The organism is Aliifodinibius sp. S!AR15-10 (assembly GCF_031569985.1).
Lineage (GTDB): Bacteria > Bacteroidota > Rhodothermia > Balneolales > Balneolaceae > JAMQKA01.
Genome location: NZ_JAMQKA010000021.1, coordinates 20,216 through 34,962, shown reverse-complemented (window position 1 = coordinate 34,962; position 14,747 = coordinate 20,216). Strand labels below are relative to the sequence as shown.

General features: G+C 47.6%; 10 protein-coding genes. 6 read left to right on the top strand and 4 right to left on the bottom strand.

The genetic code is table 11. The features are described 5' to 3' along the window. The first annotated feature begins 460 nt into the window (after positions 1 to 460). The 6 genes from NC796_RS14425 (at position 461) to NC796_RS14400 (ending at position 12,052) form a co-directional block, all read left to right on the top strand. Positions 461 to 3,766: an amidohydrolase family protein gene (locus NC796_RS14425; RefSeq protein ID WP_310685374.1), complete on the top strand. Its 3,306-nt coding sequence runs from the start codon at positions 461 to 463 to the stop codon at positions 3,764 to 3,766. A gap of 629 nt (positions 3,767 to 4,395) precedes the next feature. Further along, complete coding sequence (locus NC796_RS14420; RefSeq protein ID WP_310685373.1) at positions 4,396 to 5,352, top strand: hypothetical protein; 957 nt, start codon at positions 4,396 to 4,398, stop codon at positions 5,350 to 5,352. Positions 5,353 to 5,670: 318 nt separating this feature from the next. Further along, positions 5,671 to 7,536 carry a 2-oxoacid:acceptor oxidoreductase subunit alpha gene (locus NC796_RS14415; RefSeq protein ID WP_310685372.1) on the top strand — a complete coding sequence of 622 codons (1,866 nt, stop codon included), beginning with the start codon at positions 5,671 to 5,673 and terminating at the stop codon, positions 7,534 to 7,536. Positions 7,537 to 7,581: 45 nt separating this feature from the next. Continuing rightward, a complete protein-coding gene (locus NC796_RS14410; RefSeq protein ID WP_310685371.1) occupies positions 7,582 to 8,655 on the top strand; it encodes a 2-oxoacid:ferredoxin oxidoreductase subunit beta in 1,074 nt (357 codons plus the stop codon). Between the two features lie 154 nt (positions 8,656 to 8,809). Further along, positions 8,810 to 9,718 (top strand): hypothetical protein, encoded by a 909-nt coding sequence (locus tag NC796_RS14405; protein ID WP_310685370.1) that lies wholly within the window; start codon positions 8,810 to 8,812, stop codon positions 9,716 to 9,718. A gap of 48 nt (positions 9,719 to 9,766) precedes the next feature. Further along, positions 9,767 to 12,052: a TonB-dependent receptor gene (locus tag NC796_RS14400; RefSeq protein ID WP_310685369.1), complete on the top strand. Its 2,286-nt coding sequence runs from the start codon at positions 9,767 to 9,769 to the stop codon at positions 12,050 to 12,052. A 9-nt stretch (positions 12,053 to 12,061) separates the two neighbouring features. Here NC796_RS14400 and NC796_RS14395 read toward each other — a convergent pair whose 3' ends face one another. The 4 genes from NC796_RS14395 to NC796_RS14380 all read right to left on the bottom strand — a co-directional run bounded on the left by NC796_RS14395 (position 12,062) and on the right by NC796_RS14380 (position 14,721). Then, the gene (locus tag NC796_RS14395) at positions 12,062 to 12,253 is read right to left on the bottom strand and encodes a hypothetical protein (RefSeq protein ID WP_310685367.1); all 192 of its coding nucleotides are present in this window, start codon (positions 12,251 to 12,253) and stop codon (positions 12,062 to 12,064) included. A gap of 92 nt (positions 12,254 to 12,345) precedes the next feature. Next, complete coding sequence (locus tag NC796_RS14390; RefSeq protein ID WP_310685365.1) at positions 12,346 to 12,852, bottom strand: hypothetical protein; 507 nt, start codon at positions 12,850 to 12,852, stop codon at positions 12,346 to 12,348. Positions 12,853 to 12,901: 49 nt separating this feature from the next. Beyond that, positions 12,902 to 13,891 carry a Gfo/Idh/MocA family oxidoreductase gene (locus tag NC796_RS14385; RefSeq protein WP_310685363.1) on the bottom strand — a complete coding sequence of 330 codons (990 nt, stop codon included), beginning with the start codon at positions 13,889 to 13,891 and terminating at the stop codon, positions 12,902 to 12,904. A gap of 125 nt (positions 13,892 to 14,016) precedes the next feature. Then, positions 14,017 to 14,721, bottom strand: a complete 705-nt coding sequence (locus NC796_RS14380) for a cytidylate kinase-like family protein (RefSeq protein WP_310685362.1) — start codon at positions 14,719 to 14,721, stop codon at positions 14,017 to 14,019. Between the last annotated feature and the right edge of the window lie 26 nt (positions 14,722 to 14,747).

Below are 14,747 nucleotides of genomic sequence, written 5' to 3'. Positions count from 1 at the left end.
ATCTGACTACCGTCGAATAGCCTATCTGACTATCGTCGTATAGACCGTCCGACGGCGTCATATTACCTATATGACTACCTCGTATAACCTTAATGACGGCCTGACATTGAATATTGGAGGTGTCTGCCCCTCACGATGAGAGGTGAAGCACGTGTACGAGGTGAACAAAAAATTGGAACCGGGATTTACAGGATTTGAGGATGACAGGATGTAATGCTGCATAAGAAGTAATCCAGCAAATCTTCTAATCCTGCCTATCCTGATTCCAATGGTGACAGGATAACTTTGTTCGTATAATGTTGTACCGAGGTAGCTCTCCCAATGAACCGGCAGTTTGAAATAAATCGATGGGCCTATTCTCATACCTGCTTTTAAGATAAAAACTTTTTAAGCCTGTCTATTCTCCCCCTAAATTTTTTACATTGAGCCAATTCATCTTCAATGTCAGCTAATACATGTTATGAAACGTTTTATACCCTTTCTGTCTCTAGTATACCTGTTAACAGTGTCCCCAACACTCTATGCCCAGGATGAGGAAGAGGAAAAGTGGGATGTGACCGATCCCGGTGGGCCTCATAAAGAGGTGACCATTACTACCGATGAAGGCACCTGGATGAACCTGGATGTGAGTCCTAATGGAGAAGAGATTGTGTTTGACCTGCTGGGCGATATCTACATTATGCCGATCGGAGGGGGAGAGGCAGAGCTCCTGCGGGAAGGTCTGGCCTATGCAATTCAGCCGCGATTCAGTCCCGACGGCAGCCAGATATCCTTTACCAGCGATGCCGGTGGAGCCGATAATATCTGGGTGATGGACCGAGACGGCAGTGATGCCAGGCAGGTTACAAAAGAGGATTTTCGATTGCTGAACAACGCCGTCTGGTCGCCGGAAGGAGACTACTTGATCGCCAAAAAGCATTTTACTTCGACCCGTTCACTGGGTGCCGGAGAGCTCTGGCTGTACCATAAAAGCGGCGGATCGGGCGTGCAGCTTGTAGAGAAGAACAACGAACAGCAGGATTTGGGGCAGCCATACGTTTCGCCCGATGGCCGGTATGTGTATTACAGTGAATCAGTCTATCCCGGCGGGCATTTTCAGTACAACAAGGATCCCAACAGCCAGATTTACCAGATCCAGCGATATGACCGCGAGACCGGGGAGACCGAGCGTATTACCGGCGGCACGGGGGGAGCCATCAGCCCGACGATTTCTCCCGATGGCAAGAAGATGGCCTTTGTCAGAAGGGTGCGCACCAAGAGCGTGCTGTATATTCACGATCTGGAAACCGGTGTTGAGAAGCCTGTGTACGATCAACTCAGTAAAGACCAGCAGGAGGCATGGGCGATCTTTGGTCCCTACACAAACATGGACTGGACGCCCGACGGCGAGCATCTTGTGTTCTGGGCCAAGGGCAAAATCCATAAGCTGAATGTGGAGACGCTGGAAGAAGAGGTTATCCCTTTTAAAGCGAGTGCCAAGCACAAAATCTATGACGCAGTGAGCTTTACCCAGGATCCAGCGCCCGAAGAGTTTACCGCCAAAGCTATTCGCCATGCCGTGACTTCACCAGATGGAAAGCTGTTGGTGTTCAATGCGGCTGGCAAACTGTGGAAGAAAGAGCTTCCCAACGGTACTCCCCAGCGATTAACAGATAGTAACTATTTGGAGTTTGAACCCGCTTTTTCTCCAAGTGGTGACCGCCTGATCTACACCACATGGAGTGATACCGCAAAGGGTGCGATCAAGTCGCTATCTTTGAATGAATCTGATCCCCAATCACAAAAGATAACCGAAGAAAAGGGCATTTACCGGAATCCGTCATTCTCACCTGAAGGGAATACGATACTGTTCCGCCTGGAGGATGGAAATGATCACCAGGGGCACACCTATACCAAAGATACGGGCATTTACACTATGCCTGCCAATGGAGGAGAGAGACAGCTGGTCACTGAGGAAGGGACTGATCCCCAGTTCAGTGCCGACGGGAAGCGGATCTTTTTCCTGGGTGGGTCATACCTCGACAATGCATTTAAGAGTGTTGACCTGTCCGGAAACGACGAGAGAACCCATTTTACCTCAAAGTATGCCAATAATTTTGTGGTAAGTCCCGATAACAAGTGGGTGGCCTTTAATGAGCTTTTCAAAGTGTATATCGCCCCATTTCCACAGACAGGTATCGACATCACCCTGAGTGCTGACACCGATGCGATCCCGGTTACCCACGTAGCCGAAGATGCGGGCATGAATCTGCACTGGTCGGCCGACAGCGAAAGCCTACACTGGACGCTGGGAGAGGAGTATTTTTCAGTGAGCCTGCAGAACGCCTTCAATTTCCTGGAAGAAGGGGCACAGGATAGCGATAGAGAACTGCCGCTGGACGTCAAGGAGGGGACAGCCATAAATCTGGAACTGCAGTTCGACAAGCCCACTGGAACCATTGCCTTGACCGGGGGACGTATTATCACGATTGATGATCAAGATCGTGTTATTGAGAAAGGGACCGTTATCGTCAATGAGAATCTCATAGAAGCAGTTGGACCAGCGGGGGAGGTTGAGATCCCATCCGGGGCCGAGGTTATTGACGTAAGCGGCAAAACAATTATGCCCGGCATCGTAGATGTGCACGCCCATATCGGTAACTTTCGGCAGGGACTGAGTCCACAGCAGCAGTGGGAGTACTTTGCGAACCTGGCATACGGCGTGACCACCGCACACGATCCCTCTGCCAATTCCGACATGATTTTCTCGCAGGCAGAGATGGTGAAAGCCGGGAATATGGTCGGAGCGCGTATCTTTTCCACCGGGCGCATTCTGTACGGAGCGGATGCCGAGTTCAAAGCGGTTATCAACAGCTATGAAGATGCCAAGTCAGCTATTGAGCGAACCAAGGCATATGGAGCTTTTTCTGTCAAAAGCTACAACCAGCCGCGGCGTAACCAGCGCCAGCAGGTGATGAAGGCAGCGCGTGAGCTCGAGGTAATGGTGATGCCTGAGGGAGGATCCACGTTTACACATAATATGAGCATGATCCTGGACGGGCACACCGGTATTGAGCACAACATCCCGATTTACCCGGCATATGATGATGTAAAAACGCTCTGGGGAGAAAGCGGCACCGGGTATACGCCAACACTGGTAGTAAATTACGGCAGTGTTAGTGGCGAATATTATTGGTATCAGCATACCAAGGTCTGGGAGAAAGAGCGCCTGCTCAATTTCACACCCCGATCGATTGTGGATTCCCGGTCCCGCCACCGCAAGATGATTCCACAGGAGGAATATGAAATCGGGCACATAGAAAGTGCATCATTGGCAAAAGAGCTGTACAGAGAGGGCGTGACCGTAAATCTTGGTGCTCACGGGCAGCTGCAGGGGCTCGGCGCTCACTGGGAGTTGTGGATGTTCCACCAGGGCGGTATGACAGCGATGGAGGCCCTGCGGACCGCGACTATCAACGGGGCGGAATATATTGGCATGGATCATGCCTTCGGTTCCATCGAAGAGGGCAAGCTGGCGGATCTGATTGTGTTGGATGGCAACCCACTGGAGGACATCCGTCAAACCGAAAACGTCCGCTACACCATGGTGAATGGCCGGCTGTATGATTCTGCAACGATGAATGAGATTGGGAATCATCCTCAAAAAAGATTGCCGTTCTGGTGGGAGCAGGAGGGTTATAATCCCAGCCATTTTGACTGGCACGCCGATACCAACGCCCGAACCGGTGGCGTGATACAGTGCAGTTGTGGGTTGGGGATGGATTAATTAGGAATTGCTTGAGGGATCCCCCCACTCTTGGATTTTACTGGTGTCCCGGTTCATGAATATTTGCTTGGTACCGTCGCTCTGCGGCGGTACCCCAGAGTGACGCTCTGCGTCCAAATTTATAGGGTATTGACGCGGAGCATCGGGTTCGAGGTTATCCCAAAAGTCTAAATTGGTAAGTATTCCACCTAAATAGTTGAAGATTGGTCAATCTCCCTAAATCCCTCTTCTCCAAGAGGGACATCGGCACTTGCCTTTGATGCATTCAAGGAAGTTTTACCCAAGAGTTCCTCCTTGGATAAGAGCTTGTCCGCCCACTGGCGTGAAGGACAAAGAGGATTGACCAATACATATATAGACGTCTCAACTAAATTATTAGGAACCCTGATCTTGAGTAATACTTTCCGGACAGCCTCGGAGATGTATTTTATTAATTTGTAAAGTTCTATACTCCGCCTGCCGGCGGATTTGGTCACACAACAAGGAACACTACCATGAAAAGGGCTAAAGGGGGCTACATTGTGGCGAAACCAAGGGGGAGTCAATTGTTGGCTTCTTTTTTCTGTGTAAACAGCATCCTTAAAATTAATCGATAATCCTGCTATATTGGTTGAAACAGCAATTCAGCTATGGTGAATAAACTTTTCCATACCATCTTGTCACGCATCTTTGGGGGAGCAATTGGTATGCCGTCAATGGCTGTAGTCCTTACAACAATTATAACAATCCCAGCCTGTACCGATCTTAGCCAGGATCCTGCCATAGGTAGAGAGCCGGTCGAATTTCCGGGACCCAATGAATACTACAATGCCATATGGGGCAGTTCTGTAAACAATATTTTTGTGGTTGGTTCAAATGGGACGATTTTGCACAACGACGGCGTCGAATGGATTCAGATGGAAACCGGGATTGATATTACGCTAACTGATGTTTGGGGAAGCGCCTCAGACAACGTGTATGCCATCGGTTCTACCGGGACTACTTTACATTATGATGGAAAAGGCTGGAAACCGCTTCAGATTCCGGCTACACAAAACCTTACTGCCATATGGGGTAGTGCCGCGGATAACCTGTTTGTGGCTCGGTCAGGTGCCTCTATCCTGCATTTTGATGGAACAGAATGGCAGTCGATGGCGCACCCGGAGCTTGAGCAGATTAATGACATATGGGGTCCCTCCAAAGACAATGTATTTGCCGTCAGTTCCGACGGGGTCATACTCCATTATGATGGTTCCGAATGGACCAGTATTGCCTCGGATTTCCCGCCCTTGTATACAATTTGGGGACTATCTGGAGAGAGTGTGTATGCGGTTGGTTCGGGTGGGACAATGCTACATTATAACGGAACCGAATGGGCGAAGATTGACAGCAAGACAAAGGATGGACTGTATGGGATATGGGGAAACTCGGATAATAATATTTATGCAGTGGGAGTCAACGGCACCATTATGAGGTACCAGGGAAACGTTTGGAGGGAGCAGCCGTATGTAACGAGATGGAATCTCACAGACATTTGGGGGGCGCGTAACCGAATCATTGTTGTTGGTGGATATGGTACGATTCAGGAATTTGAGACCGGGTCCTAGTCCAGTTACCACAAATTAATATGCGCTCAATGCACTGTAAGACTACTCCGATAGCATGTCACGCTCAGCATTTGTCATATTTGAGCTATTGAGTGATATCTCTTGAAAACTCATAAAGTTAATATAATTAGGTTATATGAGTATTATATGTATAAAAATAAGGACAAATAGGGATAAGAATTATTTATTTAGGAACGTTTTCATGGTAGTGGTGTGTATTCAATAGTGGAAACCCGGGAACCGTTTTTTAATAAATCTCATTCAAATTACGTACCTTTGGCATGTAATTAGGATTTAATAAAGTCTAGCTTTTAAACAATGAGTCAAACGTCCACAGAACGGGAAGAAGTAACCATTCGATTTGCCGGAGATTCCGGTGATGGAATGCAGCTTACCGGTTCTCTTTTTACCAATACCACCGCTTTGGAAGGCAATGACCTGCGAACACTCCCTGAATTTCCAGCGGAGATTCGCGCACCAGCTGGAACTGTTCCAGGTGTTTCTTCTTTTCAACTCCATTTCGGAAGTAAAGAGATTTTGACACCCGGTGACAAGTGTGATGTGCTGGTGGTTATGAACGTTGCAGCCTTGATTGCAAACCTGTCGCTGCTGAACAAGGGCGGTACCATCATCGCCAATACCTCCGGCTTCGACAGCCGCAACCTGAATTTGGCTAACTACGAGGGTGATGTCAGTCCACTTGAAGATGATACGCTCTCGCAATACAACGTACTTGAGATCGATGTTACAAAGCTGACCAAGGAGAGTCTCTCTGAAAGCGATCTCGGGTACAAGGATAAGGAGCGGTGTAAGAATATGTTTGTTCTGGGACTGTTGTACTGGATGTACAGCCGCCCTCTGGATTCTACAATTTCCTTCCTGGAAAAGAAATTCAAAGACAAGCCGGATATTGCCGAAGCCAATGTCAAGGTGCTAAAGGAAGGGTATCACTACGGAGAAACCACCGAGGTATTCAGTTCACGTTACTCCGTTAAAGAAGCTTCCCTGGAACCCGGAACGTATCGCAATATTACGGGTACCGATGCAACGGTTCTGGGTCTCGTTTCTGCAGCACACCAGAGCAAGCTGCCCCTGTTTTTTGGATCCTATCCAATTACCCCGGCTTCAGATATTCTGCACGGTTTGTCAAAGCAGAAACATTTTGGCGTTTATACGTTCCAGGCGGAAGATGAGATCGCGGCTGTTAGTTCTGCTATCGGCGCAGCCTTTGGTGGTAGCCTGGGAGTAACCAGTTCCTCCGGACCCGGAATTGCCTTGAAAGGAGAGGCGATCGGGTTGGCTGTGATGCTGGAGCTGCCGCTGGTTGTACTGAATATTCAGCGCGCAGGTCCCTCAACAGGTATGCCGACCAAAACCGAGCAGGCCGACCTGATGCAGGCGATGTATGGTCGTAATGGTGAGAGTCCGGCTGCTATTGTGGCTCCGCGTTCACCTGCCGATTGTTACAACATGGTTTTTGAAGCGTGTCGAATAGCTCTTGAACATATGATTCCCGTCATGTTCCTCTCGGATGGATACCTTGCCAACGGATCGGAGCCGTGGAAGTTTCCACAGACGCAGGATCTCAAAGAGATAGAAATCAAGTTTGAGCCGGCAAGAACCAACGGAGATGGAGAGAAATTCCTGCCGTATGTCCGTGATGATCGGTTCGTACGATCCTGGTCAATTCCGGGAACAAAAGGGCTGGAACACCGCGTGGGTGGACTTGAGAAAGAGGACCTTACTGGTGATGTCTCCTACGATCCCGACAACCATGAGAAGATGGTCATGCAGCGTGAGGCCAAGCGGGACAAAATTGCCGACTTTATTCCGCCGCAGGAAGTGGATAATGGTGTTGAGAACGGTGAAACAGTTGTGCTCGGCTGGGGATCAACTTATGGCTCTATTCGAACAGCGGTTCACGAGTTGCGCACAGAGGGTATGGATGTGTCTCATATTCATCTGCAGTACATCTCACCTTTTCCACGCAACCTGGAAGAGTTGCTGAAGGGGTATGACAATGTACTGGTTCCCGAAATTAACAATGGACAGCTGGTCCGGTTGATCCGCGACAAGTTCCAGATGAAAGCTATCGGGATCAATAAAATCAAAGGCCGTCCGTTTGGAGTAGAAGAACTCAAACAGGAAATTAAGGCTGCGATCCCGTCGAAATCAAACGCATAGTGATCAACACATTTTAGTTTAGAATACAGAATATTCGATTATAACATGGCTATCCAAACGAAAATAACTGAGCATCTCGAACAAGTAACCAACGGCAATGGAGAGGATTATTCCAGCAAGGACTTCTCCTCCGACCAGGATGTGCGCTGGTGTCCGGGTTGTGGTGATTACACCATCCTGAAGCAGGTACAGAAAACAATGCCTGAGATCGGCGTCCCCAAAGAGGATATCGTCTTTATCTCGGGGATTGGTTGTGCCGCTCGTTTTCCATACTACATGGATACATTCGGCATGCATTCTATCCATGGTCGTGCACCCGCCATTTCTACGGGACTCAAAGTGACGCGCCAGGATCTGAGCGTCTGGATCATCACCGGTGACGGCGACTCCCTTTCCATCGGTGCCAACCACTTTGTTCAGATTCTCCGAAGAAATGTGGATGTGAATCTGTTGCTTTTCAACAACCAGATCTACGGTTTGACCAAAGGGCAGTATTCCCCGACTTCACCGGAAGGATCTTCCACGAAGTCAACACCACATGGTTCTGTTGACCATCCCTTCAATCCACTCTCATTGAGTATGGGAGCCGACGGGACGTTTGTCGCCCGTACGATGGACCGCGATCCGCGTCACATGCAGGAAATGTTGAAACGTTCGCATGAGCATAAAGGGACTTCCATGCTGGAGATCTACCAGAACTGCATCGTTTTTAATGACGGCGCGTTTGAACTGTTTACCGATCGGAAAACGCGTCCACGTGAAGCGATCTACCTGGAAGATGGCGAGCCACTCATCTTTGGTAAGGATGACGACAAAGGTATTCGCCTGGACGGGCTGAAGCCGGAAGTGGTCTCACTTGAAGATGATAGCTACAGCAAAGAGGATCTCTGGATTCATGACGAAACGGATAAGACGAAGGCGTATCTACTTTCCCAATTTTTTGATGCTCCAAAGCCCGGCGAAACGCATATGCCACGACCTTTTGGCGTGCTCTATGCTGTAGACCGCCCACTCTATGAAAAAGGCGTTCAGCACCAGATTGACCAAGCCTTGGAGCGTAAAGGTAAAGGCGATCTCAACGCGTTGCTGCGCGGCAATGAAACCTGGGAGATCAAGTAAGATAGCTTACATCGTTCGTAGCTCTTAACATTCTACAATCTTATTTAAACACAAAGGCCCTGTTACAAAGGGCCTTTGTTATATTTAAATTGTATTACCCACCCTTTTTTAGTAATTAGAATGGGATTTGTTAGGGTTAACAACTGGTGGGGATATGCTCGGGGATTTGATTTTATTATTCGATAGGCTGAAAAAGATAAGCTTATCATGTTTTACACTGCTATTAATTCTCTTCATCGTCAGTTGTGATCCCAACTTTGATCCACTGGAAAAAAATGATAAGTACCATTTCTCTTTCTACGGCTATCTCGATGCTTCGGCGGATACACAATGGGTTCGGGTTATGCCGGTCAGGGATTCGTTGTTTTTCTCACCACAGCCACTTGATGCCCTTGTAACCATTGAAAGTCTGGATGATGGTAAAACCGCCACTTTGAAAGATACGCTTTTCAGCTTTAGTGGCGGTCGGTATGCCTGGAACTACTGGACAACAATGGATATCGAGCCGGGTGGATATTACCGCCTGGCTGCCAGGAATTCGGAAGGTCAATTGAGCAGTCTTAACGTAGAATTGCCACCCGACTATCCCACTCCGGAAGTTTTGATTGCGGATACGGTATTTACCAATGATGATGATAAAGTTTTTATAGATGGAGTCGATCAACTTGTAGACGCCCGAACGGTCTATCAGGTGAAAAATACACAAAGCGGGGGAGGGGACTCTTACTTTACCATTTCCCACCTGCAGGACTCTTCCACCACCGTCTCGGGAACGTACTTGGTAACAGTGAATCCCTATATAGAAAGTGATGAGGTGAAAAGTCGGTTGTCTGGCGGAGCTTCCCTTGTGAAAAAACAGATATATGTGGCCGCAGCCGGTACCGGGTTTGATGCTTTTTCCTTTGAGGATGACCCAAGGCGCAATCTTCCCGAAGGTATAACGAATGTAGAACATGGGGTAGGGTATGTTGCCGGTATTGTCAGTAAAACCATCCCTTACAAAAGTTGTGTTGATGATAGCGAACGGGTTATCCCGTGTCCACTCGAGTCGCCCCCTTGGTGATATCTGTTAATTCTATAAATTAAATATCCTTTAATAGACCGTTATTACATGCCAGCCTTAAAAAATACTCCGATGCGGAAATGTTATACCGTACTTTGTTTTTTGGCTTTCTTTTATAGTATAGGAGTTGAGATTGGCAATGCGCAATCTGCGACAATACAAGGTATAATCCACGACGGTTCAAGTGGTCAACCCCTTGAAGGAGCCAATGTAATATTACGAGAGTTGGAATCTGAAAATGTAAGGGGAGTAGCAACGGATCCCAATGGATTTTACCATATCAGTAATATAAATCCGGGGAAACATTATCTCCGTATCAGCTTTGTTGGATATATACCCTATAGCGACACGCTCTCTCTAGGTGAAGGGGAACGGTCTACGGTAAGTATTGAGCTGGAGCCAGATGAGGAGATGCTGGATGAACTGGTTGTGGCGCCAACGGGCGGTGCTACACGTTTAGACGCCGGTCGCCAGCAAATTTCTACAACCGATTTGAGTCGGGTTCCAACACCAGCTGGAAGTGGCGATCTGGCAAGTTATCTCCTTACGCTTCCAGGGGTGGTGGCCACAGGAGACAGGGGCGGACAACTCTATATTCGCGGCGGGACCCCCTCGCAAAACATGGTACTTATTGACGGAACCCTCATTTATCAGCCGTTTCATATTCTTGGGTTCTTCTCTGCATTCCCCGAAGATTTGGTGTCCAGTACAGATTTTTATGCGGGAGGGTTCGGGCCAAAGTATACGGGTCGTATCTCATCGGTAATGGATATTAAGATGAGAGATGGAAATAGCGAGGAAACCAAAGGATCAATGGCACTGAGTCCTTTTTTGGGTGAAATTATTGTGGAGGGACCGTTGAAAAAGGGGCGAACATCTATGATTGGCTCAGTCCGGCGGTCACTTATTGAAGATACAAGCCCGACGCTTTTGGGGGAAGAACAGCCTCTAAAATTCGACAGCCAGTACTTTAAAATCAGTTTTTTTGGGAAGAGCAACTCGCGATGCTCTATCATGGGTATGCGAACTTATGACCAGGGCAGGCTCGACTATGAGGAGGGAGATACATTTAGTTGGAAGAATGTTGTAGGTGGGGCTGAATGTGTTGTTCTGCCCGAGGGTTCTGATCTATTATTCGATATCAATGCCGGTTTTTCATACTTATCCAATGAGGTAGGAAACATTAATGAGCCGGAGCGCTATTCAAATGCATCGCGTTTTAACCTTGATCTAAACCTCACCCGTTTTTTGGGAAATGTGCGTCTGAATTACGGAGCCTTCGTACATTTGAATTCACTGAGTTATGCCCTGAACCAGTTGGCAACAGGTCCCCAGGAAAATTCAGAACTCAGGGTGGAACTGGGAGGATATCTGGGAAGTACAATCCCAATTGGCGACCGGTTTCAACTGAGTCCGGGGGCATCGTTTTATATCGACCGAGAAACATATGTTACCAGCTTCGAGCCTCGTATCCGGGGTTCATGGCAGCCGTTTGGTGGAGAAAAAGAAGAGTTGAGTTTTGCGGTTGGATTATATCGTCAGCCGATAGCCGGAATCACAGATAAACGCGATGCCGGTTCTGTATTTACGGCATGGATGCCGGTTCCGGTTGGGGAAGAACGCATGGAGGCGGTTCATGCACTGTTGGGCTGGCGGCAGTTGTTTGGAGAACATGTCCAATTTTCGGTTGAAGGCTATCATAAGCGTCTCCAGAATTTGCCTGTTCCGGTATGGAGTCCTGAAGCACAGTTCACCACCGATTTGGCGCAGGCCGATGGGTGGGTCTATGGTAGCGATCTACGCCTTGAGATTAACTCCGGTCGGGGAATCTACGGATTCGTCGGGTACGGGTATTCCTGGACTGAATACGAAACCCGACAGGATCATTTTGAGCAATGGTTCGGTGAATCGACGCAGCGATACCATCCTCTGCATGATCGCCGTCACCAGGTTAATGCACAGCTTAATATTGAAATAGGGGAATATACGGCTGGTGTCAGGTGGCAACTGGGTACGGGACTGCCATTTACGAAACCGATGGGGTTTGATGAACAATATAGCTTTGAGGACGGGCTACCCAATGTGAAAGATGATTTTGGCAATAGCAGAGTTATTATGGGGAAGCCGTTTCAGGGTCGACTCCCAAACTATCACAGGCTGGATGTTTCGCTTAAGCGCTCATTCGAACTACCTGTTGCCCAACTTGAAATTCAGCTGGGAGCGATCAATTCCTATGACCAGGTTAATTTGTTTTATTATGACGTTTATAAACACCAGCGCTTTAATCAACTGCCATTAGTACCATACTTATCACTGAAACTGGAAACGAAGTAAATTGCGGGGTTAGGGTAAGAGTTTAAATTCGTAATCCACCTCGGTTTTAACCTCCATTCGTGGAAAGTCGATAGCAGCTTCTGTGGCCTCCTGCTTTAGTTGGTCATGGAAATCCTTTGAGACAAGCAGACGATCATATTCTTGCCCATTTTCCATGATGTAATCTTTAATGGCTTCTCGTAACGCTCCTAATTTTTCCATACAAATTCGGTTCATTAAAATGTTACTGATTCCGTCATCGAAACCAAACATAACATTGAGGCAGGGGAATAAAAAAGATCGTTCACATCACCTCAATTATTTGCAGCTACACTTTTTTTGACCAGTTTGATGTTATCGATGATGTATTTCGACATGATTCTGCCCACTTTGGCAGTATCAAATATTTTATCCTTTGCAGACATCTGCATTGTGCTCTCATAGAAATGAATAAAAAGGGATACGACGGGGGTATCTTCGTTGCTTTCATCCAGCAGGTCAACAATCAGGTTGCTGTACTCCTCGAGGCGAAGTTCATACTCATTTTGGGCCTGCTCCAATCGCAAATCCTCTTGCAAAGCGGGAATACTTTTTGAAAAAACCGTGTGGTTCACTTCATCCAGTAATTCCTTTTTATCTTCCTCGCCCCCAAACTGCAGATAGAAAAAGGTGGTAACCGAAAGTGAGAAATAGGTCAGTTCTATATGGCGGATATCATCGCGATCCTCATTGAGTATATTTTGAAGAAATTTTAGCAGTGTTGACTGTCCGCCAATGGTTTGCCTGGTCAATTTTTCAATAGTTTGTTCTTTTTTGAGCAAAGCGTTCAGGCGTTTGATTGCAATTTGTTTGGAGGAATAAGTTTGGAAATTACGGTCTAACCCAGAGGCCTTTGTCCGCACTTTCGAAAATAGCTTCTATTGACTTCATATTGTTAAGGGCGTCGGTCAGGGGCGTGGGGACTTCGTTGTCATCCAACACGGCCCGGGCAAAAGCGTCGCCCTGTAACGTATACTGGTCACAGACTTCAAATTTGATCTCTTCTGTCTCCCCACCGGCAGTCAGCCAGAGGCGGGTGGGCTTGTCCGGCGGAGCATTGAAGGGAATTTCGATCTCAATTTTTCCTTCCGTCCCGTAGATAGTGACGCCTTGGTCCGGCACAAGTTGTGTTGAACAGGTAAAGATGGAGGTACCATCCTCGAATTCCAGCACGCCCGAAGCCAGCCGGTCGGTCCTGAAATCGGGATCTAATTCAACAGAACCACTGATCTTGCTGGGCTCGCTCCCAAAAATAAACCGCGAGAGGGAGAGGCAGTAGCAGCCGATATCCATCATGGCACCGCCGCCCATCTCGGCTTTGTTGCGGATGTTATCGGGATCTTCATTGTAGTAGGAAAAGACCGAGCTAATGGTCCGCAGTTCACCGATGCTACCGTCATCCACCAACGATTTCGCTTTTTGCCATTGGGGATGAAATCGGTACATAAAAGCCTCCATCACCTTCAGGTCAGGATAGGAAGCGGCTTCATCAATGAGTTTTTGGGCTTCATCGGAAGAAAGGCCAATAGGCTTTTCACAGAGCACATGCTTTCCTGCTTCCAGTGCGTTGAGTGTCCACGATACGTGCAAGTGATTGGGCAGGGGATTATAAACGGCATCGATCTCGGGATCAGCAAGAAGCTCTTCGTACGAACCAAATGTAGTAGGAATTTTTAGCTTATGGGCCACCTCTGCTGCTCGATCTTTGCTGCGGGAAGAGATTGCTGCAATCTCACAAAAGTCGCCCTGTTGCATGGCGGGAATAACTTTTTCGACTCCGATCTTTGCTGTACTCAACACTCCAAATCGTACTTTATCCATATAAGCCCTGTAATTCAGTTGAAATAAGTTCGATACGTCAAAGCCTGAAAGAAACGCAAAAATAGGCAACAATGCATCGAAAATTGCTGACCACTAAGCTGAGTCGAGCTGTATTCAGCAATAACTTATTTCGTTTTCTTAGCCGGGATCTGAAACCCGATTTTGATCTCGTAGGCCCGCAGAGCAATATCAGCCATTTCGTCCAGGTCAAATGTACCGGAGTTCAGAAGGATGTCGTAGTCTGAAGAATTGTTGACATCCTTGTTAAAGTTGTACTCAATAAAATCGCTACGCTCCGCATCTTTTTCCTGTATTATTTCCCGTGCTTCTTCTTTGGTGATATTTTCCCTTTGAGAATAGCCTTCAATCCGTTTTTTAAGCGGACAAACCACCCGAATATGGAATGATGTTTCCTCCTGGCAGATATAACCCGCACCGCGTCCCACAATGATACTGCTGCCATATTCCTCGATGGTGGAAACCACACGCATGAGTGAAAGCAAATAGTTCACATTTGTATTTTTACTCTTTAAAAACCCAACAACAGTGTCTTCCACCGGTTTTCGAATCCGCTCATCTACAGTCTCCATAATTTTTTCATTACTCCCCAATTCTTTGGCTATCGCTTGTAGCAGTTCTTCATCCCACACTTTAAAGCCCGTCCGTTTTCCCATATGTTCGGCCAGCGCTGCTCCAAGGGCTCCGAACTCCCGGGAAACAGTAATCACCGGGTAATGCTTCTTCTTAGAGGAGGGAGTGCGCGAACTGCGGTTTTGATGTTTCCAGGCATTAAATTGATCCTCGATGATCTGCGTCACTTTTCTACCCATACCAGCTCTCCTTATATTTGGGGATT